Genomic DNA, 18,182 nt, shown 5'->3' with positions numbered 1-18,182 from the left:
GTATAATCAATTATATCAAAAAATTAGACAATGTGTATAAAAAGGAGATAAAAAAATGTTTAAGGAATGGAAAGCGATTTTTAGGAAACCGACCTTCATCGTTGTGATGATCGGGGTTGCCTTGATACCAGCTCTCTACAATGTGATCTTTCTATCCTCTATGTGGGATCCTTATGGCAAGGTTTCCGACCTGCCAGTAGCAGTTGTCAATCAAGACCAGCCAGCTCGTTATCAGGAAGAAGAATTGACAATCGGAAAAGACATGGTGTCCAATTTTAAGAAAAGTGACGCCCTGGACTTTCATATTGTCGATGAAAGAGCAGCTAAAGAGGGGTTGGAAAAGGGTGATTACTATATGGTGGTGACCTTGCCTAAGGATCTATCTGCTAAAGCTGCTTCTATCTTAACCAATCATCCGGAACAGATGACCATTGCCTACCAAACATCTAGTGGGCATAGCTTTATTGCTGGTAAGATGAGTGATTCAGCCATGATAAAAATCCAGCAAACCGTTGCTAGCAATGTCACTCAAACCTATACCAGCGCTCTTTTCGAAAAGATGGGAAGCTTGAAGACAGGGATGGGAACAGCAGCGGAAGGAAGCCAGAAATTAGCGACCGGTGCTGGTCAGCTAAAAGAGGGTGGACAGACCCTGACAGACCATTTGACCACCTTGTCCAATTCGAGTCTGTCTTTTTCAAATGGGGCACAGACTCTTAGCACTGGTCTCTTGGCCTACACCAATGGAGTTGGCCAATTAGGAACGGGTCTTCATCAAATGCAGGAGAAAGTTCCCACCCTCGTATCGGGAGTTGGACAACTTCATGATGGTTTTACTACCTTTAGTAGTGGACTGACGACCTATACATCTGGTGTTGGACAGCTGGGAGATGGTTTAAACCAAATGGCTAGTCAAACGCCACAGTTAGCCTCTGGGATTGGCCAATTGCATACAGGGATGACGACTCTCTCAACGGGACTGGATACCTACACAAAGGGAGTTAGTCAGTTGAATGTTGGTGCTAGTAACTTGACGGCTGGCCTCACCAGCTATATCTCAGGGCTTGCTACTCTCAGTGGTGGAGCTAGTCAATTAAGCGGCCAATCGGAAGCATTAAGAAATGGAGTGTCTCAGTTAGAGACAGGCATTCAAACCTTATCCACCCAACTCACTCCGCAACCAAATCAACAAGAGCAACTTACCCAATTAACAGCAGGCCTCACCCAATTAAATGAAGCTATTCAGAACACGAGCGGGGATACCAGTCAACTCAGCACAGCTTTGGCAAGCATCGCCACCTCTGCTCAAGGGATTTCAGCAGCAGCACAGGCTGACCGCAATTCGGTGCTAGCAAATCTTCAAGCTACTGCTGCCTATCAATCGATGACAGCTGAGCAACAGGCAGAAATGACGGCTGCTGTCTCTGCTACTTCAAGTACCACAGAGACTGCTGCTCAAGCGATTTTAACCACTGTTCAAGGCTTGCAAGAAAGCTTAACAACCGAGAGTTCCTTGGCCACAGTAAAAGAAAGTGCCAACCAGATCTTGCCAACAGCTTCGTCTACCTTGAATACTCTTTTAACTAGCTTGAGCTCCCTACAGACCGCAGTAACAGAGCAACTTCTACCAGCAAGCCAAACCCTTAGCCAGGGCATTCAACTCTATACGACAGGGGTGGATCAGTTAGCCGGTGGAGCTAGTCAGCTTACGGATAATAGCAGTAGCTTGATTGCAGGAGCTACTCAATTGAGTGCGGGGACAAGTCAGCTGGAGCAGAAATCTGGTGACTTGGTAATGGGAAGTAATCAACTAGCAGCAGGATTGGGAGACCTAAATGGGAAAATGCCAACTCTGACTGCTGGAATGAATCAATTAGCTTCAGGAGCCAACCAATTGACTAGTAAGTCTAGTGAATTAACAACAGGCGCTGGATTGCTAGCTAGTGGGATCGGTCAACTAAATGGTCAAACACCGGTTTTGGCTAGCGGTGTTGATCAACTGGTATCAGGAGTTGATCAGTTATCGGATAAATCAGGTCAGTTACTATCAGGTTCTCATCAATTGGCGGATGGTGCAACAAAAATAGCTGATGGCTCTGGTCAATTAGCGACAGGAGGTCAGGTTCTTGTCGGAGGCTTGGCTGATCTCCAAACAGGTAGTCAGAATCTTAGTCAAGGCTTGAGTTCAGCTAAGGACCAACTAAATAGCGCTAGCACTGAAAAAGAAAATGCAAGCGTATTGTCAGATCCAATCACTCTTTCGAAGACAGACCATGACAATGTTTCAGTGAACGGAGTAGGAATGGCGCCTTATATGATATCTGTTGCCCTTTTCGTCGCGGCTCTCTCTACCAATATGATTTTTGCCAAATTGCCATCTGGGCGTCATCCAGAAAGTCGTTGGGCTTGGCTTAAATCGAGATTGGAAGTGAACGGGATGATTGCGGTCTTGGCTGGTGTCCTGGTCTACGGAGCTGTCCACCTACTCGGAATGGCGGCAAACCATGAAAGCTTGACTCTCTTCCTCTGTGTGTTAGGAAGTGTGACCTTCATGTCCGTGGTAACCGCCTTAACGACATGGAACAACAAGGTCGGAGCATTTATCTCTTTGATTCTCTTGCTCCTTCAACTGGCTTCTAGTGCAGGGACTTATCCGCTTGCCCTCACCAATCGTTTCTTCCAAACTATTCATCCACTGTTGCCAATGAGTTATACCGTATCGGGATTAAGGGAAACCATTTCCTTATCTGGTCAGATAGGTGGGCAAGTCAGCTTCCTTACCCTAGTTTTGGGCTTGTGTATTGGCCTAGGAATGATAGCCTATCAACCTCAAAAAATGGAAGAAGACTAAGCTTCCTCTATCCATAGTTTCATGTGAAACAAAGCCCCCTTCTCAATAGAGAAGAGGGCTTTTTCTTAGTTAAAATAAAGCACTTCTGGATTTGGAGTGATGTAGATAAGGTTATCTTCTTTGAAGACCAGCTGTACTTGGCCCTGTTTGTAGATATAAACCGTGTACGTTTGACCGAACCTAGTGGCTTGAGCGATATCGATCGCACCAGCCCAAAAAGCACGAAGCTGTTCATCTGTTAAGTGTCCCTCTTGATAGAGTTTCACGAGGTTTTCCCGTTCCTTTTCTGAGAAGGTTTCGACCAGATACTTTGGGTCGTTAAGGACATTTTCAGGTTCCCCAAGAATTTTTTGAACAAATTTTTTAGTATAGCCTTCGTAATCCGGTGTTGCGGCTTCTAATGTATCGCCATCTTTTCTATAGTAAACGACAGAATCGCCTGTTGCATAGATCTTGTCTGTTGGAGCTTCGCTAGCATTGGCAGGGAGCTCCTCCATTTTTTTGCTAGAGCTGGTTTCTGTCTCAGACTCTTTCTTCTCTTTTTTGGAAGAGCTAGCTTTAGATGATTTTTTTGACGATGAGGCTTCTTTTTCACTTTTCTCTTGTTTTTTAGAAGAGGCACGAGAGCTCGTTTCTTCCGGTTTGAAATATGATTGAAAATCAGACATACAGGCTGTCAAGAAGAAAAGACTCAAAAAGAGCGTTGCAAGGAGAGTAATTTTTTTAGACATCATATAAATCCCTTTCTAATCATAGAGCGCTATTTCTTCTATTGTACACTATAAAAGCTTGGAAAGCACGAAAAAACAGGAGAGAGCTTGTACGAAGTAGGTATTCATACAAGCTTTCTCTCCTGTAAGGGTCAGCTCCTTGTGATCTCATTTGAAGCGAGGGAGTCATCTTTTAATAACTCTTGTGTGCTTCAGTTAGTGGCCTTGGAAGAAGGACTTAGCGTCCACCAGGCTCGCCAGGTCCACCGCCTTGAGGTCCGCCACCTCCGGGAGCCCCACAGCCTCCAGGCATGGAGTTGACAATTTCCGTTTGTTTTTCACCGTTGATATAGATGTCTCCGCCTGTGTAGGTAGCTGTTCCATCAAAGTCAAAGCCGGATTGCCCTGTCAAATTGATGGTTCCTCCAGTCACAGTGACATTGCCGTTAGAGTCGATTGGATCGGTATCGCCTTGCCCAACTTCAACGTTGAGGGTTCCACCATTCATGGTGAAGAAAATTTCATCTTGGTTGGCATTGGCATTGGCCGCATTGACACCGTCATCGCTTGCGTAGATGGTGATTTCTCCACCGTTAATGGTGATCGATTTTCCTTCAAGGCCTTCGACAGACTCGGTTACCTTGTAGGTACCGCTATCGATGACCAGATCACCAGAAGCATGGATGCCATCGTCCCCAGCTGAAATGGTCATGGTATTGTCAGACAGATACATGGTTCCAACAGAAGTATCTTCATCATTGTCTACCTTGACTGCATCTTCATCTGCATCGATGGTCATGGTCGTACCGGTGATATTGAGTTCGTCATTGACGTTGAAGGCATCTCCTACAGCCGTGATCTTATAGGTTCCGCCTGTGATGTGGAGAGTGTCATTGGCCTTGATCCCGTTGTTCTTCTTGGCATCAATGTTGAGCGTACCTGAACCATTGATAGTGAGATCTCCTTTAGAGAAGATGACCGCATCGGCGTCTTCATCATTGTTTGAACTGGAATCAGATAGGGTATTGGTCGTGCCATCTGCTAGAGTCAAGTAGACATGTCCTGCTTTCGTAGCAGAGATTGGCGCGTTGGTGTTGGTCATGGTAACTCCTTTTAAGACGATATGAACATCATCTGAATCACCTGCTTCGACCTTGATTTGAACCCCATTAGATTCACCAGAGATGACATAGGTTCCAGCCTTAGAGATGGTCACAGTGGATCCAGAAACAGCTACGCCGTCACCCGATACAGTTGCAGAAGATCCAGACAGTTTGACAGTAGAGGCGGTACTTTCATCATAAGAGGTGTCCTTGTCCTTATCTGTAAAATAGTTGGTATTGGTTGTTTTATTAGTAGTAGCAGTTGTTTGGGGCGTATTGCTTGTTGTAGCTGATTGAGATGACGCTTGGGAACAAGCTGTCAGTAAGGTGAGGGTAGCGACCCCCGTTAATAAGAATTTCCATTTGTTTGATTTCATGAGCTTTTCCTCTCGTTCCATTGATATGCTCCTAGTCTAAAGTTGCTAGCTGAAAGTTTCCTGAAGTTTTTCTGAAAGGAACCTTAACTTTAGTTTTCTTTAAGTTTGGCTTAATGAAAGCTTAAGAAAAGGCCACTAAACTAAGGAACAAGTAAAGCTACTCGTGGCTTTGCAACAAAAACGATAAAGAAAATAACAACTTTTTATAGAACAAAAGGAGAAAAACATGAAAAAAACGGTAGAGACAAGCTTCAAGCGGATTGAAACCAAATATGTGGTGAATAAAGAAGACTTGGATGATTTATTGAAAGATTTGAAGAAATATGTTGTTGAAGACGATTATCCCATCTCCACGATTTCGAATGTCTATTTTGATACCGAAGACTTTGATGTGATCCAAGATGCCCTTGCTAAACAGAACCGTCGAGAAAAGATCCGTATGCGGACCTATGTGGAGTATCCAACAGTGGAGAGTCCGGCTTTTCTAGAAGTAAAATCAAAGGATGGAGAAGGTATTGGTCACAAGTTCCGCCTGGTCTCAAACCCCACCTCTATTACCCGCCTCATGACGGATGGACTAGTGGATCAGACCATTCAGGATCTGGACTTGGTGCAAGAAATCCAAGCTCTGCGCCAGCGCTATGATTACCGACTACAGCCTCAGATGTACATCCATTATGATCGTTTGTCCTTAAAAGAAAAGAAGAGTATCCAAGGCTATCCTTACAATAAGATTCGGGTCACCCTGGATCAAAACTTGGTCTATCGTGATCAGCAGGTCAATCTCCTCCGTGGGAAAGCTGGAGAGTCTTTGTTAGAAGAAAATACCATCATTATGGAAATCAAGGCCCCAGGTGAAGAACCTCAGTGGCTGAAGGACATTCTGGATAAGTACGGACTGGTCAAACAGAAATTTTCGAAATACAGTTGTGCCTACCATAAGTCACAAGGCTTAGACTACGCACCAACGCCAATTCAAGAAAGGACAGGTGCTGCCTATGTCTAATCTATTTGATTCTATTTTTAATAACGCTACGACAACCGTAGATCCGGTGCGCCTGATGCTAGCCTTGCTGGTCAGCCTGGTGCTCGGGATGGCCTTGTCTTGGACCTATAAATACCGTACTCTCTATACGCGTGAATTTATCGTCAGTCTCACCTTGCTTCCCTGCATGATGACCCTGGTGATTTTCCTGGTGAATGGGAGTCTGGGGACCTCGATCGCAGTAGCAGGGACCTTTAGCTTGATTCGATTTCGTTCCGCTACCAGCGGCTCGAGAGAATTGATCGCGATTTTCCTAGCCATGATTATTGGTTTAGCAGCGGGGTCGGGCTACCTCTTATTGGCAGTTTTGTTCACGGCCTTTCTGTTAGCTATCTGGCTCTTGCTCGAAACCAAGCAAAGTAAGACCGACCACCAACGGCGCCGTCACCTGACGATTGAGCTAGAAAATCAGGCTAGGATTGCGGATAGGATTAGCCATTTATTGGAACGCAATTGTACAGAAGTCGACTTGATTTCGGTTAATACAAGCCAAAATGGGGAACAGCTTACCTTGGATTATGAAGTGGATCTGAGACCAGAAGTTGACGATTTTGCAATGACGACCCTCCTAACAGAAGAAATTTATCATTGCGATTTATCCTTGACTAAGAAGGCTAAGAAAAGAAAGAACTTATAGAAGAGAGTGGGACAGATATCGGTAATTCGTTAGAATTCGATTTCGTCGTCCCACCTCCGCACAGTTGAGTAGGGCTATAAAAGCTGATAAAATCAGCGTAGTAGAGCCCACTCAACCACTGCGTCTTGCTCGACAATGCAAAGACAATTGAGAGGCTAGGACTTTTGTCCCAGCCTCTTTTTAGGCTTTTAAGAACTTTTTAAGGAAAAGTGGTATACTATTTCTAAAAAATTTAAGGAGTCCTGTATGAGAAAAAGAGCTATTTTTGAAGATGTCGTCTCCATTATGACTCACGATTCATCTACCATCAAAGACCGAAAAGGATGCGATCCAGAGCCTTTTCGAGAAAAAATGACAGATGATATGACGGATGATGCCTTTCTCTATCAAGTCAGATCCTACCTAGCTAGTTTTGGAATTATTGGCCATATCTCCTTTCAGAATAAAAAAGCTAGGCAGAAAGGCTTTCTCTTACGCGTAATGGACCATCAACTTTATGTTGAAAAGGCGAATGAAGACACGGGACTCCAAGCAGGGGATCAGATCCTAGGTCTGGATGGAAGTGACTTGGAGCGGGTAGCGTCTCTCCATAAGGACTATTTTATCAGTAAGACCCCTGAAAGACACTACCGAGAATGGGCGGATTTGGTCTCTCAGTCCACAAGGGTCACCCTGCTTCGAGAAGGGGTAGAAAAGACCATTGAAGTAGTACCCAGTCGAGAACCAATCCAAGATCAGATTTTTTGGAAACGATTAGACGACGAGATTCTTTATCTTCGTCTGGATAATTTTATGGATGAAGGAGCTATTAGTCGGGTATATCAAGAGTGTTTACCCATGATGACGGAGGTCAAGTTTCTTCTCATTGATGTCCGACAGAACGGCGGAGGGACAGATTCTTTATATTTCCCTCTATTACATCTAGGCTTAGAGAAGGATCAGGGCTATGATTCGCTTGACTGGGACGATGATGGCATGGAAATTCTCTATACGGAACGTAATGTTGATCTGCGCTTGAAAGACTTTGAGGACTGGATGCAGCAGGAAGAAATTAGTCCTGAAACCATTAAACTGCTTGGAGATATGAAAGAAGATTTGCTCCGCCATCGGGGAAAGGGATTTGTACCGTATCAGCAAGAAAGCGAGGAATTCTTCCCAGAGGTTAAAGGTGGCCACTATCCTGAACGGATCTTTGTCTTATCAGATATCTATTGCGGTTCATCTGGGGATAACTTTGTTCAGATGATGAAGCAGTTTAAGAAGGTAACGGTGGTAGGTAGACCAACTCTCGGAATTTTAGACTATTCCAATTGTTGTACCGTTGATTATGGCGATTATCAATTGATGTTTCCTACTTCTCGTTGTCTATGCGTAGATCAAGGGAAAGGAATGACGGATCAAGGTGTGGAGCCGGATATAGAGGTTCCATGGAGTCCCGACCATTTTGAGAGAGATGTAGGTCTAGACAAGTGTTTGGAGCTAATTCGTCAGAGTTGCGAAACGGCAAGATAATGCTTAGATAGCGGTTGGCTTAAATCAGGATAGCAATCGTCTCTTATGGTAACGTTTTCTAGTATTTTTTCCTTGTGTTTGGATTGCTATGACTGAACAAAAAATGGTAAAATAGTCAGTGAAAATCAAAATGAAGAGTGAAAAAGATGAAACATAAAACACTTTATAAATTTATAGGGCAAACAATCTTGTATTTCGTTATTTTCTTAGCCCTACTCTATTTCTTTAGTTACCTTGGTCAAGGTCAAGGTGGCTTTATTTACAATGAATTCTAAAGGAGATCCCTACCGTGTCAAACCAACCAATTACTGATATGATCGAGGCGATTGAGCGCTTCGCCCAACTGCAACCAGACTATCCTGTCTACAATGTCCTTGGAGAAGAGCATACCTATGGCCAATTGAAGGCAGACTCAGATAGCTTAGCAGCCCACATTGACCAAATGGGACTTCCTGAAAAGTCACCTGTTGTGGTCTTTGGTGGTCAAGAATATGAAATGTTGGCAACCTTTGTGGCCTTGACCAAATCTGGCCATGCTTATATCCCAATTGATAGCCATTCTGCCTTGGAGCGCGTGTCTGCCATTCTTGAAGTGGCTGAGCCAAGCCTGATCATTGCCATCAATGAGTTTCCAATCGAAAACCCAGCTGCTCCGATCATGTCCTTGGAGCAAGTGCGTGAAGCTTATGCGGCTCAGAATGCTTATGATTTGCAACATCCGGTCAAGGGGGATGATAACTACTACATCATCTTTACCTCTGGAACAACTGGAAAACCAAAAGGGGTGCAAATTTCGCATGATAACTTGCTCAGCTTTACTAACTGGATGATCACAGACAAGGAATTTGCGACGCCAGAGCGTCCGCAAATGTTGGCGCAACCGCCCTATTCTTTTGACTTGTCTGTCATGTATTGGGCACCAACCTTGGCTCTTGGTGGAACCCTTTTTGCTCTTCCATCAGCCATCACGCAAGACTTCAAACAACTCTTTGCGACCATTTTTTCTCTTCCGATTGCAATCTGGACTTCGACGCCATCTTTTGCAGATATGGCCATGCTGTCTGAAGATTTCAATGCTGAAAAGATGCCAGGCATTACCCATTTCTACTTTGATGGGGAAGAGTTGACCGTGAAAACGGCTCAGAAATTGCGCGAGCGTTTCCCAAATGCACGCATCATCAATGCTTATGGTCCAACGGAAGCAACTGTTGCTTTGTCGGCAGTGGCTATCACAGATGAGATGTTAGCGACTCTTAAACGCTTGCCAATCGGCTATACCAAAGAAGATTCTCCAACCTTCATCATTGATGAGGAAGGGAACAAATTGCCAAATGGAGAGCAAGGGGAAATCATCGTGTCTGGACCAGCTGTTTCAAAAGGTTATATGAATAATCCAGAGAAAACAGCAGAAGCCTTCTTCGAATTTGAAGGTCTTCCAGCCTACCATACGGGAGATGTCGGAACCATGACAGATGAAGGCCTCCTTCTCTATGGTGGACGGATGGACTTCCAGATCAAGTTTAATGGTTACCGTATCGAATTAGAGGATGTTTCTCAAAACTTGAATAAGTCTCAGTACATCGACTCGGCTGTCGCAGTACCGCGCTACAACAAAGATCACAAGGTTCAAAATCTCTTGGCCTATGTCATCTTAAAAGATGGGGTCAAGGAACAATTTGAGCGCGAGATTGATATTACCAAAGCGATCAAGGAAGATTTGGAGCACATCATGATGTCTTATATGATGCCTTCAAAATTCCTCTACCGTGACAGCTTGCCGCTAACTCCAAACGGGAAAATCGACATCAAAGGGTTGATTAGCGAGGTTAACAACCGATGATCGAGTTCTTGAAACAGCTCCCTCATTTAGAACCCTATGGCACCCCGGTCTACTTTATTTATCTGATTGGGGCCTTATTGCCTATCTTTGTTGGTCTCTTCTTTAAGAAGCGTTTCCCAGTCTATGAAGCCTTGGTCAGTCTAGCCTTTATTGTTTTGATGCTGACAGGGACGGATTTGAAACAAATCTATGCGGTTCTGTTCTACCTCTTTTGGCAAATCCTTTGGGTCTACTCCTATAAATTCTATCGAAGCCAGCGTGATAACAAGTGGATCTTTTACCTTCACTCTTTCTTGGTCGTTTTGCCCTTGGTTTTTGTGAAGGTGCAACCAGCCATTGATGGGACCCAGTCTTGGATGGGCTTCCTTGGGATCTCCTATCTGACCTTCCGAGCGGTAGGGATGATTATCGAGATGCGAGATGGGACCCTCAAAGAATTTAGTCTCTGGGAATTCTTGCGTTTCTTGCTCTTTATGCCGACTTTTTCAAGTGGGCCAATCGACCGCTTCAAACGCTTCAATGAAGATTACCTAACGATTCCAGATAGGGATGAGCTCCTCGATATGCTGGAGCAGAGCGTCAAGTATATCATGCTTGGTTTCCTCTATAAGTTCATTCTAGCTCATATCTTTGGTCATCTCTTGCTAGGTCATGTCAAGACTTATGCCCTTCTTCAAGGGGGCGTCTTTAACCTAGGAACTTTAGGGGTGATGTATGTCTTTGGTTTGGACCTCTTCTTTGACTTTGCAGGCTATTCCATGTTTGCCCTTGCGGCATCCAACTTGATGGGGATTAAGAGCCCAATCAACTTTAACCTCCCCTTCAAATCGCGTGATTTAAAGGAATTTTGGAATCGTTGGCACATGAGCTTGTCTTTCTGGTTCCGTGACTTTGTCTTTATGCGTCTGGTCATGGTCTTGATGCGCAACAAGGTCTTTCAGAGTCGGATTACAACGTCAAACGTTGCCTATATCATCAACATGTTGGTCATGGGCTTCTGGCATGGAGTGACCTGGTATTATGTTGCTTATGGTCTTTTCCACGGTCTAGGTCTCGTGATCAATGATGCCTGGCTTCGGAAGAAGAAGACACTGAATAAAGAGCGCAAAGCAAAAGGACTTGAGCCCCTGCCAGATAATCGCTGGACTCAGGCTCTTGGAATCTTTATTACCTTCAACACCGTTATGCTGTCCTTCCTGATCTTCTCAGGTTTCTTGGATCAGCAATGGTTTCCAAAAATGAAATAAGAAAAGGAAAAATGAAAAATGGATGTAAAATCACAAGTAATTGAAATTATTGACGAATTGTTTATGGAAGATGTCTCAGACATGATGGATGAGGATCTATTTGATGCTGGTGTTCTTGATAGCATGGGAACCGTTGAGTTGATTGTTGAATTGGAAAACCGCTTCGATATTCGGGTTCCAGTATCTGAATTTGGTCGTGATGACTGGAATACTGCCAACAAAATCGTAGAAGGTGTAACGGAGCTTCAGAATGCTTAAACGATTGTGGCTGATTCTGGGTCCAGTCTTTTGCGCCATGGCTCTTGTCGCTACTCTTCTCTTTTTCTATCCGATTAACCACAAACATAATCTGACAGAGGAGAAAAAGGCCGCAGTGAGCTTGACGGCAGAAGGCTTTAAAAGTCGTGCCCGTAAGGAAGAAGCGCTCGGGGATCCCAACTATCGTTTTGTACCCTTCTTTGGTTCCAGCGAATGGTTGCGATTTGACATCGTCCACCCAGCAGTACTAGCAGAGAAGTATGATCGCTCTTATCGTCCGTATTTTCTAGGACAACGAGGGGCAGCATCCTTGAACCAATATTTTGGGATGCAGCAAATTCTTCCTCAACTAGAAGGGAAAACGGCTGTCTATGTGGTATCGCCCCAGTGGTTTACGAAGGACGGTTATGATTCATCGGCCTTCCAGCAATACTTTAATAGTGATCAATTAACGAGCTTTTTGGCCAATCAGGAAGCTGGACCAGCAAGCCAGTATGCGGCATCTCGTCTCTTGCAGCAGTACCCTAATGTTGCTATGCAGGGAGGAGTTCAGAAGCTAGCCAAAGGTCAAAATCTATCTAGTTTTGAAAAAGGTCTCAATCAGACCCTCATGCGCTTTGTTCGTCGGGAGGATGCCTTCTTTAGCACCTTTACGGCAATGAACAATAGCAACTATGAGAAGAAAGTTCTCTCTCGCTTGAATGATTTGCCAGATACATTTTCTTACGAAGTCTTGGAAGAGGTGGCGACGGCGGAAGCCAAAAAGAAAACCAATAATAATAAACTAGGCATTAGTAATAGCTTCTATACCCATCGCCTTGCGAGTAAGCTCAAGAAACTCAAAGGATTCCAAAAGAATGAATCCTATGAACAATCCCCAGAATACAATGATTTACAACTGGTCTTGGATCAGTTTGCTCAATCTAAAACCAATGTCATCTTTGTCATCCCTCCAGTGAACTCTAAATGGATGGCTTATACAGGCTTGAGTAAAGAAATGTATCAACGGACAGTTGAAAAAATCCGTTACCAACTAGAAAGTCAAGGCTTTACCCATATTGCTGATTTTTCTAAAGATGGTGATAAACCTTACTTTATGCAGGATACCATTCATATGGGCTGGAATGGATGGTTGGCATTTGACAAGGCAGTTGATCCTTTTATCTCTAACCCTCAACCTGCCCCTGAATACAAGATTAACAATCGTTTCTTAAGTCAGGACTGGGCTAACTATAAAGGCCAGCCGGACCAATTTAAGTAAGATGCGAAGAGGTTGAGAATACCCAGTCTCAACCTTTTTTCCTATGGTTTTGAAGAAACTTATCCCCATATTCACAGACTTATCCACAGACTTGTGGATAAGTCTATCTACTAGAAAGAGAGGAATTGGTAAACCATGAAAACAATGAAGAAAATAGCTGTTTATGCGATTCTTCAAGGAATCGTGATCTTTCTCATTACGGGCCTCATCACTCAATTAATCAGAGGAGACTTCTTTTTCCGTGGCTTGGCTCCAATATTTGGAGTCTTGGCAGCTATCATGCGTTTTGGAACAGCTAGTCTGATGAAAATCTTGGCCCCAACCTTATACGATGAAGAGGCCAAACAAGAGAAAGTTCCTACCGGGAAAGAAGCTGAATAAAAGAACTGTTTTTTCTGGAAAAATCTCTGGAAAAGCACTTATCTGACAGGCTTTATGGTAAAATAGAAGGAAGAATATTAGTTTGGAGAGTAAAAATACAATGAAACGTTCCATGTATGCTGGACGTGTTCGCGAGGAACACATTGGACAAGAACTAACCCTCAAAGGATGGGTGAGTCGACGCCGTGATTTGGGTGGCTTGATCTTTATTGATTTACGAGATCGTGAAGGGATTATGCAATTGGTCATCAATCCAGAGACGGTCAGTTCGGAAGTAATGGCAACGGCCGAGAGCCTTCGTAGCGAGTATGTGATCGAAGTGACAGGTCAAGTTGCTGCTAGACAGCAAGCGAATGATAAAATTGCAACAGGTCAGGTTGAAATGCATGTTTCTTCATTGACTGTCCTTAATACGGCAAAAACCACACCATTTGAGATCAAGGATGGCATTGAAGCTAACGACGATACCCGTCTACGCTATCGATATTTGGACTTGCGTCGCCCAGAGATGTTGGAAAACTTGAAATTGCGTGCTAAAGTAACCCACTCTATTCGGAATTACTTGGATGAGTTGGAATTTATTGATGTGGAAACACCTTTCCTTTCTAAGTCAACTCCAGAAGGGGCGCGTGACTATCTCGTTCCATCTCGTGTCAACAAGGGGCACTTCTATGCCTTGCCTCAAAGCCCTCAAATCACGAAACAATTGTTGATGAATGCAGGCTTTGACCGCTATTATCAAATCGTCAAATGTTTCCGTGACGAAGATTTACGTGGAGACCGTCAACCTGAGTTTACACAGGTCGATTTAGAAACCTCCTTCTTGACAGAGCAAGAAATTCAAGACATTACCGAAGGTTTAATCGCGCGTGTCATGAAAGAAACCAAGGGAATTGAAGTCACCCTTCCTTTCCCGCGGATGAAGTACGATGATGCGATGGCTCTTTACGGTTCGGACAAACCAGATACTCGTTTTGAGATGCTCTTGACAGACTTGACAGAAGTTGTAAAGGGTGTAGACTTCAAGGTCTTCTCAGAAGCTCCAGCAGTGAAAGCCATTGTGGTCAAAGGAGCAGCAGACAACTACTCACGTAAAGATATCGATAAGATGACCGAAGTAGCCAAACAATATGGGGCCAAAGGTCTTGCATGGGTCAAGGTAGCTGATGGTGCTTTAAACGGCCCAGTTGCTAAGTTCTTGACAGACGTGACAACAGAGTTGACAAGTGCTTTACAGTTGGAAGAAAAAGATTTGGTCCTCTTTGTAGCGGATACACTAGAAGTAGCCAATGCAACCCTAGGTGCCCTTCGTTGCAGAATTGCCAAGGAATTAGACCTCATCGACAACAATCAATTCAACTTCCTTTGGGTGGTAGATTGGCCAATGTTTGAGTGGTCTGAAGAAGAAGGCCGTTACATGAGTGCCCACCATCCCTTTACACTTCCACAAGCAGATACAGCTCATGAATTAGAGGGCGATCTCGCTAAGGTACGTGCTATTGCCTATGACATTGTGCTCAATGGTTACGAACTTGGAGGAGGAAGTCTCCGGATCAACCAAAAAGAATTGCAAGAACGGATGTTTACGGCTCTCGGTTTCTCAAAAGAAGATGCGACAGAGCAATTTGGTTTCTTGCTAGAAGCTATGGATTATGGTTTCCCTCCACATGGTGGATTGGCTCTTGGTTTGGACCGTTTTGTCATGTTGTTAGCTGGTGAGGAGAATATCCGTGAAGTGATTGCCTTCCCTAAGAACAACAAGGCAACAGATCCAATGACCCAAGCCCCTTCTGCAGTATCTACCAAACAACTGGAAGAGTTGAGTCTACAAGTAGAAGTCAAAACTGAGGAGTAAGAATAAAAGCGGAAAATCCGCAGAAGTAGCTTCTGAGATTTTCCCTTTATTTATAAATTAAGAGATAGTCATGAAAAAAACTCGCTTAGGTAAAATCTTACGTTATTATGTGAGAAGAATTGCTTATAATTTTAAATTATTACGGGTCTTGAAAAGCATTTCCCGCGAAAAATATGATGAAAAGATTTCAGCCTCATTGGTCTATGGATTTTTATCTGCGATTGCTGTGAACTTCTTTTTCCAGCCGGGACGTGTCTATTCGAGTGGCGCGACAGGGTTAGCACAGATTGTTTCTGCTCTTAGTGATCGATTTTTGGGCTTTACCATTCCTGTTTCCTTGTCATTTTATGCCATCAATCTACCCTTAATGATCATCGCCTGGTATCAAATTGGCCATAAGTTTACCATTTTCACCTTTATAACGGTGTCCATGAGTTCCTTTTTTATCCAATTTGTTCCAGTAGTTACGCTCACCAATGACCCTATCATGAACGCCTTGTTTGGGGGTGTGGTTATGGGGACAGGGATTGGTTTTGCCCTTCGGAATAATATCTCCAGTGGGGGAACCGATATTGTCAGTTTGACCATTCGAAAGCGAACGGGCAAGAACGTCGGCAAAATTTCTCTCATCGTTAATGGGACCATCATGTTGATAGCAGGGATGACCTTTGGTTGGAAGTATGCCCTCTATTCGATGATTACCATTTTTGTTTCCAGTCGAGTGACAGATGCTGTCTTTACCAAGCAGAAGCGGATGCAAGCCATGATTGTCACTAGCCAACCGGATAAGATTATTGAAAAAATCCATAAGCGATTGCACCGTGGGGCAACCATTATTCACAATGCCGAAGGGACCTATAATCATCAGGAAAAAGCCGTCTTACTCACGGTTATTACCCGAGCAGAGTTTAATGAGTTTAAATTTTTAATGAAAAAAGCAGACCCTCAAGCTTTTATAACAATTTCAGACAATGTTCATATTATTGGACGCTTTGTCGAAGTAGAAGACTAAAAAATTCCTGCAAGAAGTTCTTGCAGGAATTTTTTTATGCTTGTTCTACCAAGATCCAACCATGGCCTGGAACGGTAAATTCTTCTTGAGAAAGTCCTTGCTCTCTTCCATACACATGAGGGTAGGCAATCGTTAATCTTGCAGATTGTTTGAGTCGATAAGTCCATTCTTGATCCCCCAGGTTGACCAAGATAAGCAACTTACGACCATCTTTCTCAATGCTGTAAGAGAAGGTTTTCTCCGAAGTCCAAGTAACTTGACAATAGTCTCGAATGTCTTGGGCATTCACAAGGCGAAGGAGCTCTTCCTCTTTACGATAGGCAATCAATTCGCGCAGGAACTGAATATCTGTTTCATAAGCTGTAGAAGAAAGCCAGTCTAGTTGATTTAGAGCATCTGGAAGATTGTAAGTATTCTCTTCTAAGCCCTTGCTGCGATAGATTTCTTGGCCAGCATGTAGAAAAGGAACTCCTTGAGCCAAGAGGACGAGATGCAAGCCAAGTCGAGCTTTAGTCTGACGTACCTCTACTGAAATGTTTGGGTCTTCAACCTTGAGGTAGTCAAAGAAGGTTGCGTTATCATGGCATTCCACATAGTTAATTGCCTGTTGAGGACGCACAAAGTGGGGGGTTCCTTTGAGTCCGACGTTACCAGTCAAAATATTGGCAAGATCATTGGCCTGATAGCGGCTGTCTATACGTCCTTCGTTGAGGATGCTTCGTTTAATGGTATCACGGAAGTTGTCACTGAAGAAGCCATACGGACGAAGTTGACTGGCATTGTATTGATGGGCCAGGAGTTCAGGATCCAGTCCAGTATCCATCTTCCAGCCTTCTCCATAAAGGTAAATGTTGGGGTAAATGGCTGCTAATTCTTCTTGAATTTCCATCATGGTTTGGCGGTCAAGAATGCCCATCAAGTCAAAGCGAAAACCATCAAAGCCGTAGAGTTGAACCCACTGCTTGACTGACTGCTTGATGTAGTTGCGAACCATGGCTCTCTCGCTAGCTACATCGTTCCCACAGAAGGTTCCGTTGGTTCGTTGGCGGTCTTGGTCATAGCGATAGAAATAGCCTGGGACAATCCGCTCAAAAGCAAATTCATCAGAGAGGTAAACATGGTTATAAACCACATCCATGATGAGGCTGAGATCTGCTTCGTGATAGGCATCAATCACTTGCTGCAACTCTAGGATCCGTTGGTAAGGATCATTTGGTTGGCTACTAAAACTTCCCTCAGGAACATTGTATTGCACAGGGTCATAGCCCCAATTGTAGGAAGCAGTAGGATTTGTTTCATCTACGCTTCCGAAATCATAGAGGGGCATGAGCTGAACATGAGTAATACCCAGGGATTTCAAATAGTTAAAGCCAAAGGTCTGGTCTCCATGCTTAGGAGATTCTAAGAGAGCTGGGAAGGTAGCAGGATGTTGGAAACCAGCTTCTTTTTGCATGGAGAAGTCCCGGACGCTCAATTCATAAATAATAGCCTGAGTCGGATCTAGTTGGGTTGCGGCTCTCTGGATAGGGCGCTCAATCTTGTGTCGGTCGATGACATAGCTAGCTCCTGAATTGGCTTCAGAAGAAAGAGCATAAGGATCATGGACGATATGGGTTACAGCGTTGACTTGGTGCTGGTAGTAATAAGAGGCTTTTTCCCAGTCTCCTTCGAGTTCTAAACGCCATACACCTTTTTCTGTCAGCTCCATCGGGTAGGCAGTTTGGTTGATCAAGAGCTGAACCTCTTGAGAAATGGGAGCCCAAAAGGCAAAGCAGGTTTTTTCTTTGGAGTAACGAGCTCCTAAATCCTCTCCATCATAAGCATATAGCTGATCAAAGATGGGTTGGCGGACGATGTCGCGGTAGTGTAGGAGGCAGGTTTCTCCCTTAGCGTTGGAGAGGGTATAGCTTTGACTCATGTCGATGGGAAGGGGGCTTCGAAGAGTTTTTTCTTCCTCTGTCGGCAGAAGTTCAATTGTTTTCGAACCAGACGTCAATGTAAAAGGAAGAGAGGCCATTACGCTCTCTCCTCCTTCCATGCGAATCAAGTCTTGGTCGTCTAAATAAGCTGCAAAGTTGGTGGTCATAGGTTCT

Annotated in this window: 15 protein-coding genes; 12 read left to right on the top strand and 3 right to left on the bottom strand. The window is 44.0% G+C overall.

Features of this window, described 5'->3' with window-relative positions:
* The first annotated feature begins 55 nt into the window (after positions 1-55).
* Positions 56-2,851: a YhgE/Pip family protein gene (locus AC3E6G_RS07985; protein ID WP_490700790.1), complete on the top strand. Its 2,796-nt coding sequence runs from the start codon at positions 56-58 to the stop codon at positions 2,849-2,851.
* A 65-nt stretch (positions 2,852-2,916) separates the two neighbouring features.
* Here AC3E6G_RS07985 and AC3E6G_RS07980 read toward each other — a convergent pair whose 3' ends face one another.
* Together AC3E6G_RS07980 and AC3E6G_RS07975 are read right to left on the bottom strand one after the other, a co-directional pair.
* Positions 2,917-3,582, bottom strand: coding sequence for a DUF4947 domain-containing protein (locus AC3E6G_RS07980; RefSeq protein WP_223356315.1), 666 nt, complete (start codon positions 3,580-3,582; stop codon positions 2,917-2,919).
* Between the two features lie 217 nt (positions 3,583-3,799).
* Positions 3,800-5,041 carry a carbohydrate-binding domain-containing protein gene (locus AC3E6G_RS07975; RefSeq protein WP_195610887.1) on the bottom strand — a complete coding sequence of 414 codons (1,242 nt, stop codon included), beginning with the start codon at positions 5,039-5,041 and terminating at the stop codon, positions 3,800-3,802.
* 226 nt (positions 5,042-5,267) lie between these two features.
* Here AC3E6G_RS07975 and AC3E6G_RS07970 point away from each other — a divergent pair, with 226 nt between their 5' ends.
* The 11 genes from AC3E6G_RS07970 to AC3E6G_RS07920 all read left to right on the top strand — a co-directional run bounded on the left by AC3E6G_RS07970 (position 5,268) and on the right by AC3E6G_RS07920 (position 16,089).
* On the top strand, positions 5,268-6,047 hold the full coding sequence (locus tag AC3E6G_RS07970; RefSeq protein WP_195610882.1) for a polyphosphate polymerase domain-containing protein: 780 nt from the start codon (positions 5,268-5,270) through the stop codon (positions 6,045-6,047).
* Positions 6,040-6,723: a DUF4956 domain-containing protein gene (locus AC3E6G_RS07965; RefSeq protein ID WP_195610881.1), complete on the top strand. Its 684-nt coding sequence runs from the start codon at positions 6,040-6,042 to the stop codon at positions 6,721-6,723. The genes AC3E6G_RS07970 and AC3E6G_RS07965 overlap by 8 nt, the downstream gene beginning before the upstream one ends.
* A 246-nt stretch (positions 6,724-6,969) precedes the next feature.
* Complete coding sequence (locus tag AC3E6G_RS07960) at positions 6,970-8,235, top strand: S41 family peptidase (protein ID WP_490700789.1); 1,266 nt, start codon at positions 6,970-6,972, stop codon at positions 8,233-8,235.
* Between the two features lie 146 nt (positions 8,236-8,381).
* The gene (locus AC3E6G_RS07955) at positions 8,382-8,510 is read left to right on the top strand and encodes a teichoic acid D-Ala incorporation-associated protein DltX (RefSeq protein WP_195611997.1); all 129 of its coding nucleotides are present in this window, start codon (positions 8,382-8,384) and stop codon (positions 8,508-8,510) included.
* Positions 8,511-8,524: 14 nt separating this feature from the next.
* Positions 8,525-10,075 (top strand): D-alanine--poly(phosphoribitol) ligase subunit DltA, encoded by a 1,551-nt coding sequence (gene dltA / locus AC3E6G_RS07950; RefSeq protein ID WP_048690311.1) that lies wholly within the window; start codon positions 8,525-8,527, stop codon positions 10,073-10,075.
* Entirely contained in the window at positions 10,072-11,322 is a 1,251-nt protein-coding gene (dltB, locus tag AC3E6G_RS07945) for a D-alanyl-lipoteichoic acid biosynthesis protein DltB (RefSeq protein ID WP_287515795.1), read from the top strand. Before dltA ends, dltB begins: the two co-directional genes overlap by 4 nt.
* An 18-nt stretch (positions 11,323-11,340) precedes the next feature.
* Positions 11,341-11,580 carry a D-alanine--poly(phosphoribitol) ligase subunit DltC gene (gene dltC, locus AC3E6G_RS07940; protein ID WP_061564509.1) on the top strand — a complete coding sequence of 80 codons (240 nt, stop codon included), beginning with the start codon at positions 11,341-11,343 and terminating at the stop codon, positions 11,578-11,580.
* Positions 11,573-12,841 (top strand): D-alanyl-lipoteichoic acid biosynthesis protein DltD, encoded by a 1,269-nt coding sequence (dltD, locus tag AC3E6G_RS07935; protein WP_366961787.1) that lies wholly within the window; start codon positions 11,573-11,575, stop codon positions 12,839-12,841. Before dltC ends, dltD begins: the two co-directional genes overlap by 8 nt.
* A gap of 144 nt (positions 12,842-12,985) precedes the next feature.
* Positions 12,986-13,222 (top strand): hypothetical protein, encoded by a 237-nt coding sequence (locus tag AC3E6G_RS07930; RefSeq protein WP_171968048.1) that lies wholly within the window; start codon positions 12,986-12,988, stop codon positions 13,220-13,222.
* 100 nt (positions 13,223-13,322) lie between these two features.
* Positions 13,323-15,077, top strand: coding sequence for an aspartate--tRNA ligase (gene aspS / locus AC3E6G_RS07925; protein WP_048690302.1), 1,755 nt, complete (start codon positions 13,323-13,325; stop codon positions 15,075-15,077).
* Positions 15,078-15,147: 70 nt separating this feature from the next.
* A complete protein-coding gene (locus AC3E6G_RS07920; RefSeq protein ID WP_048690300.1) occupies positions 15,148-16,089 on the top strand; it encodes a YitT family protein in 942 nt (313 codons plus the stop codon).
* A 34-nt stretch (positions 16,090-16,123) separates the two neighbouring features.
* Here the strand turns inward: AC3E6G_RS07920 and pulA are convergent, their stop codons facing one another.
* Positions 16,124-18,175: a type I pullulanase gene (gene pulA / locus AC3E6G_RS07915; RefSeq protein WP_490700788.1), complete on the bottom strand. Its 2,052-nt coding sequence runs from the start codon at positions 18,173-18,175 to the stop codon at positions 16,124-16,126.
* Positions 18,176-18,182 lie beyond the last annotated feature (7 nt).

This window comes from Streptococcus sp. SCPM-O-B-23252 (M501) (genome assembly GCF_058200355.1).
The sequence above is the reverse complement of the archived record's forward strand: the minus strand, read 5'-3'. Positions and strand labels throughout refer to the sequence as shown.

Bases quoted from the DNA above. Each gene is read 5' to 3' on its own strand.
- dltC (WP_061564509.1), top strand. From the start codon at position 11,341: ATGGATGTAAAATCACAAGTAATTGAAATTATTGACGAATTGTTTATG.
- AC3E6G_RS07920 (WP_048690300.1), top strand. From the start codon at position 15,148: ATGAAAAAAACTCGCTTAGGTAAAATCTTACGTTATTATGTGAGAAGA.
- dltD (WP_366961787.1), top strand. From the start codon at position 11,573: ATGCTTAAACGATTGTGGCTGATTCTGGGTCCAGTCTTTTGCGCCATG.
- aspS (WP_048690302.1), top strand. From the start codon at position 13,323: ATGAAACGTTCCATGTATGCTGGACGTGTTCGCGAGGAACACATTGGA.
- AC3E6G_RS07960 (WP_490700789.1), top strand. From the start codon at position 6,970: ATGAGAAAAAGAGCTATTTTTGAAGATGTCGTCTCCATTATGACTCAC.
- AC3E6G_RS07970 (WP_195610882.1), top strand. From the start codon at position 5,268: ATGAAAAAAACGGTAGAGACAAGCTTCAAGCGGATTGAAACCAAATAT.
- AC3E6G_RS07965 (WP_195610881.1), top strand. From the start codon at position 6,040: ATGTCTAATCTATTTGATTCTATTTTTAATAACGCTACGACAACCGTA.
- AC3E6G_RS07930 (WP_171968048.1), top strand. From the start codon at position 12,986: ATGAAGAAAATAGCTGTTTATGCGATTCTTCAAGGAATCGTGATCTTT.
- dltB (WP_287515795.1), top strand. From the start codon at position 10,072: ATGATCGAGTTCTTGAAACAGCTCCCTCATTTAGAACCCTATGGCACC.
- AC3E6G_RS07980 (WP_223356315.1), bottom strand. From the start codon at position 3,582: ATGTCTAAAAAAATTACTCTCCTTGCAACGCTCTTTTTGAGTCTTTTC.
- AC3E6G_RS07975 (WP_195610887.1), bottom strand. From the start codon at position 5,041: ATGAAATCAAACAAATGGAAATTCTTATTAACGGGGGTCGCTACCCTC.
- AC3E6G_RS07955 (WP_195611997.1), top strand. From the start codon at position 8,382: ATGAAACATAAAACACTTTATAAATTTATAGGGCAAACAATCTTGTAT.
- AC3E6G_RS07985 (WP_490700790.1), top strand. From the start codon at position 56: ATGTTTAAGGAATGGAAAGCGATTTTTAGGAAACCGACCTTCATCGTT.
- pulA (WP_490700788.1), bottom strand. From the start codon at position 18,175: ATGACCACCAACTTTGCAGCTTATTTAGACGACCAAGACTTGATTCGC.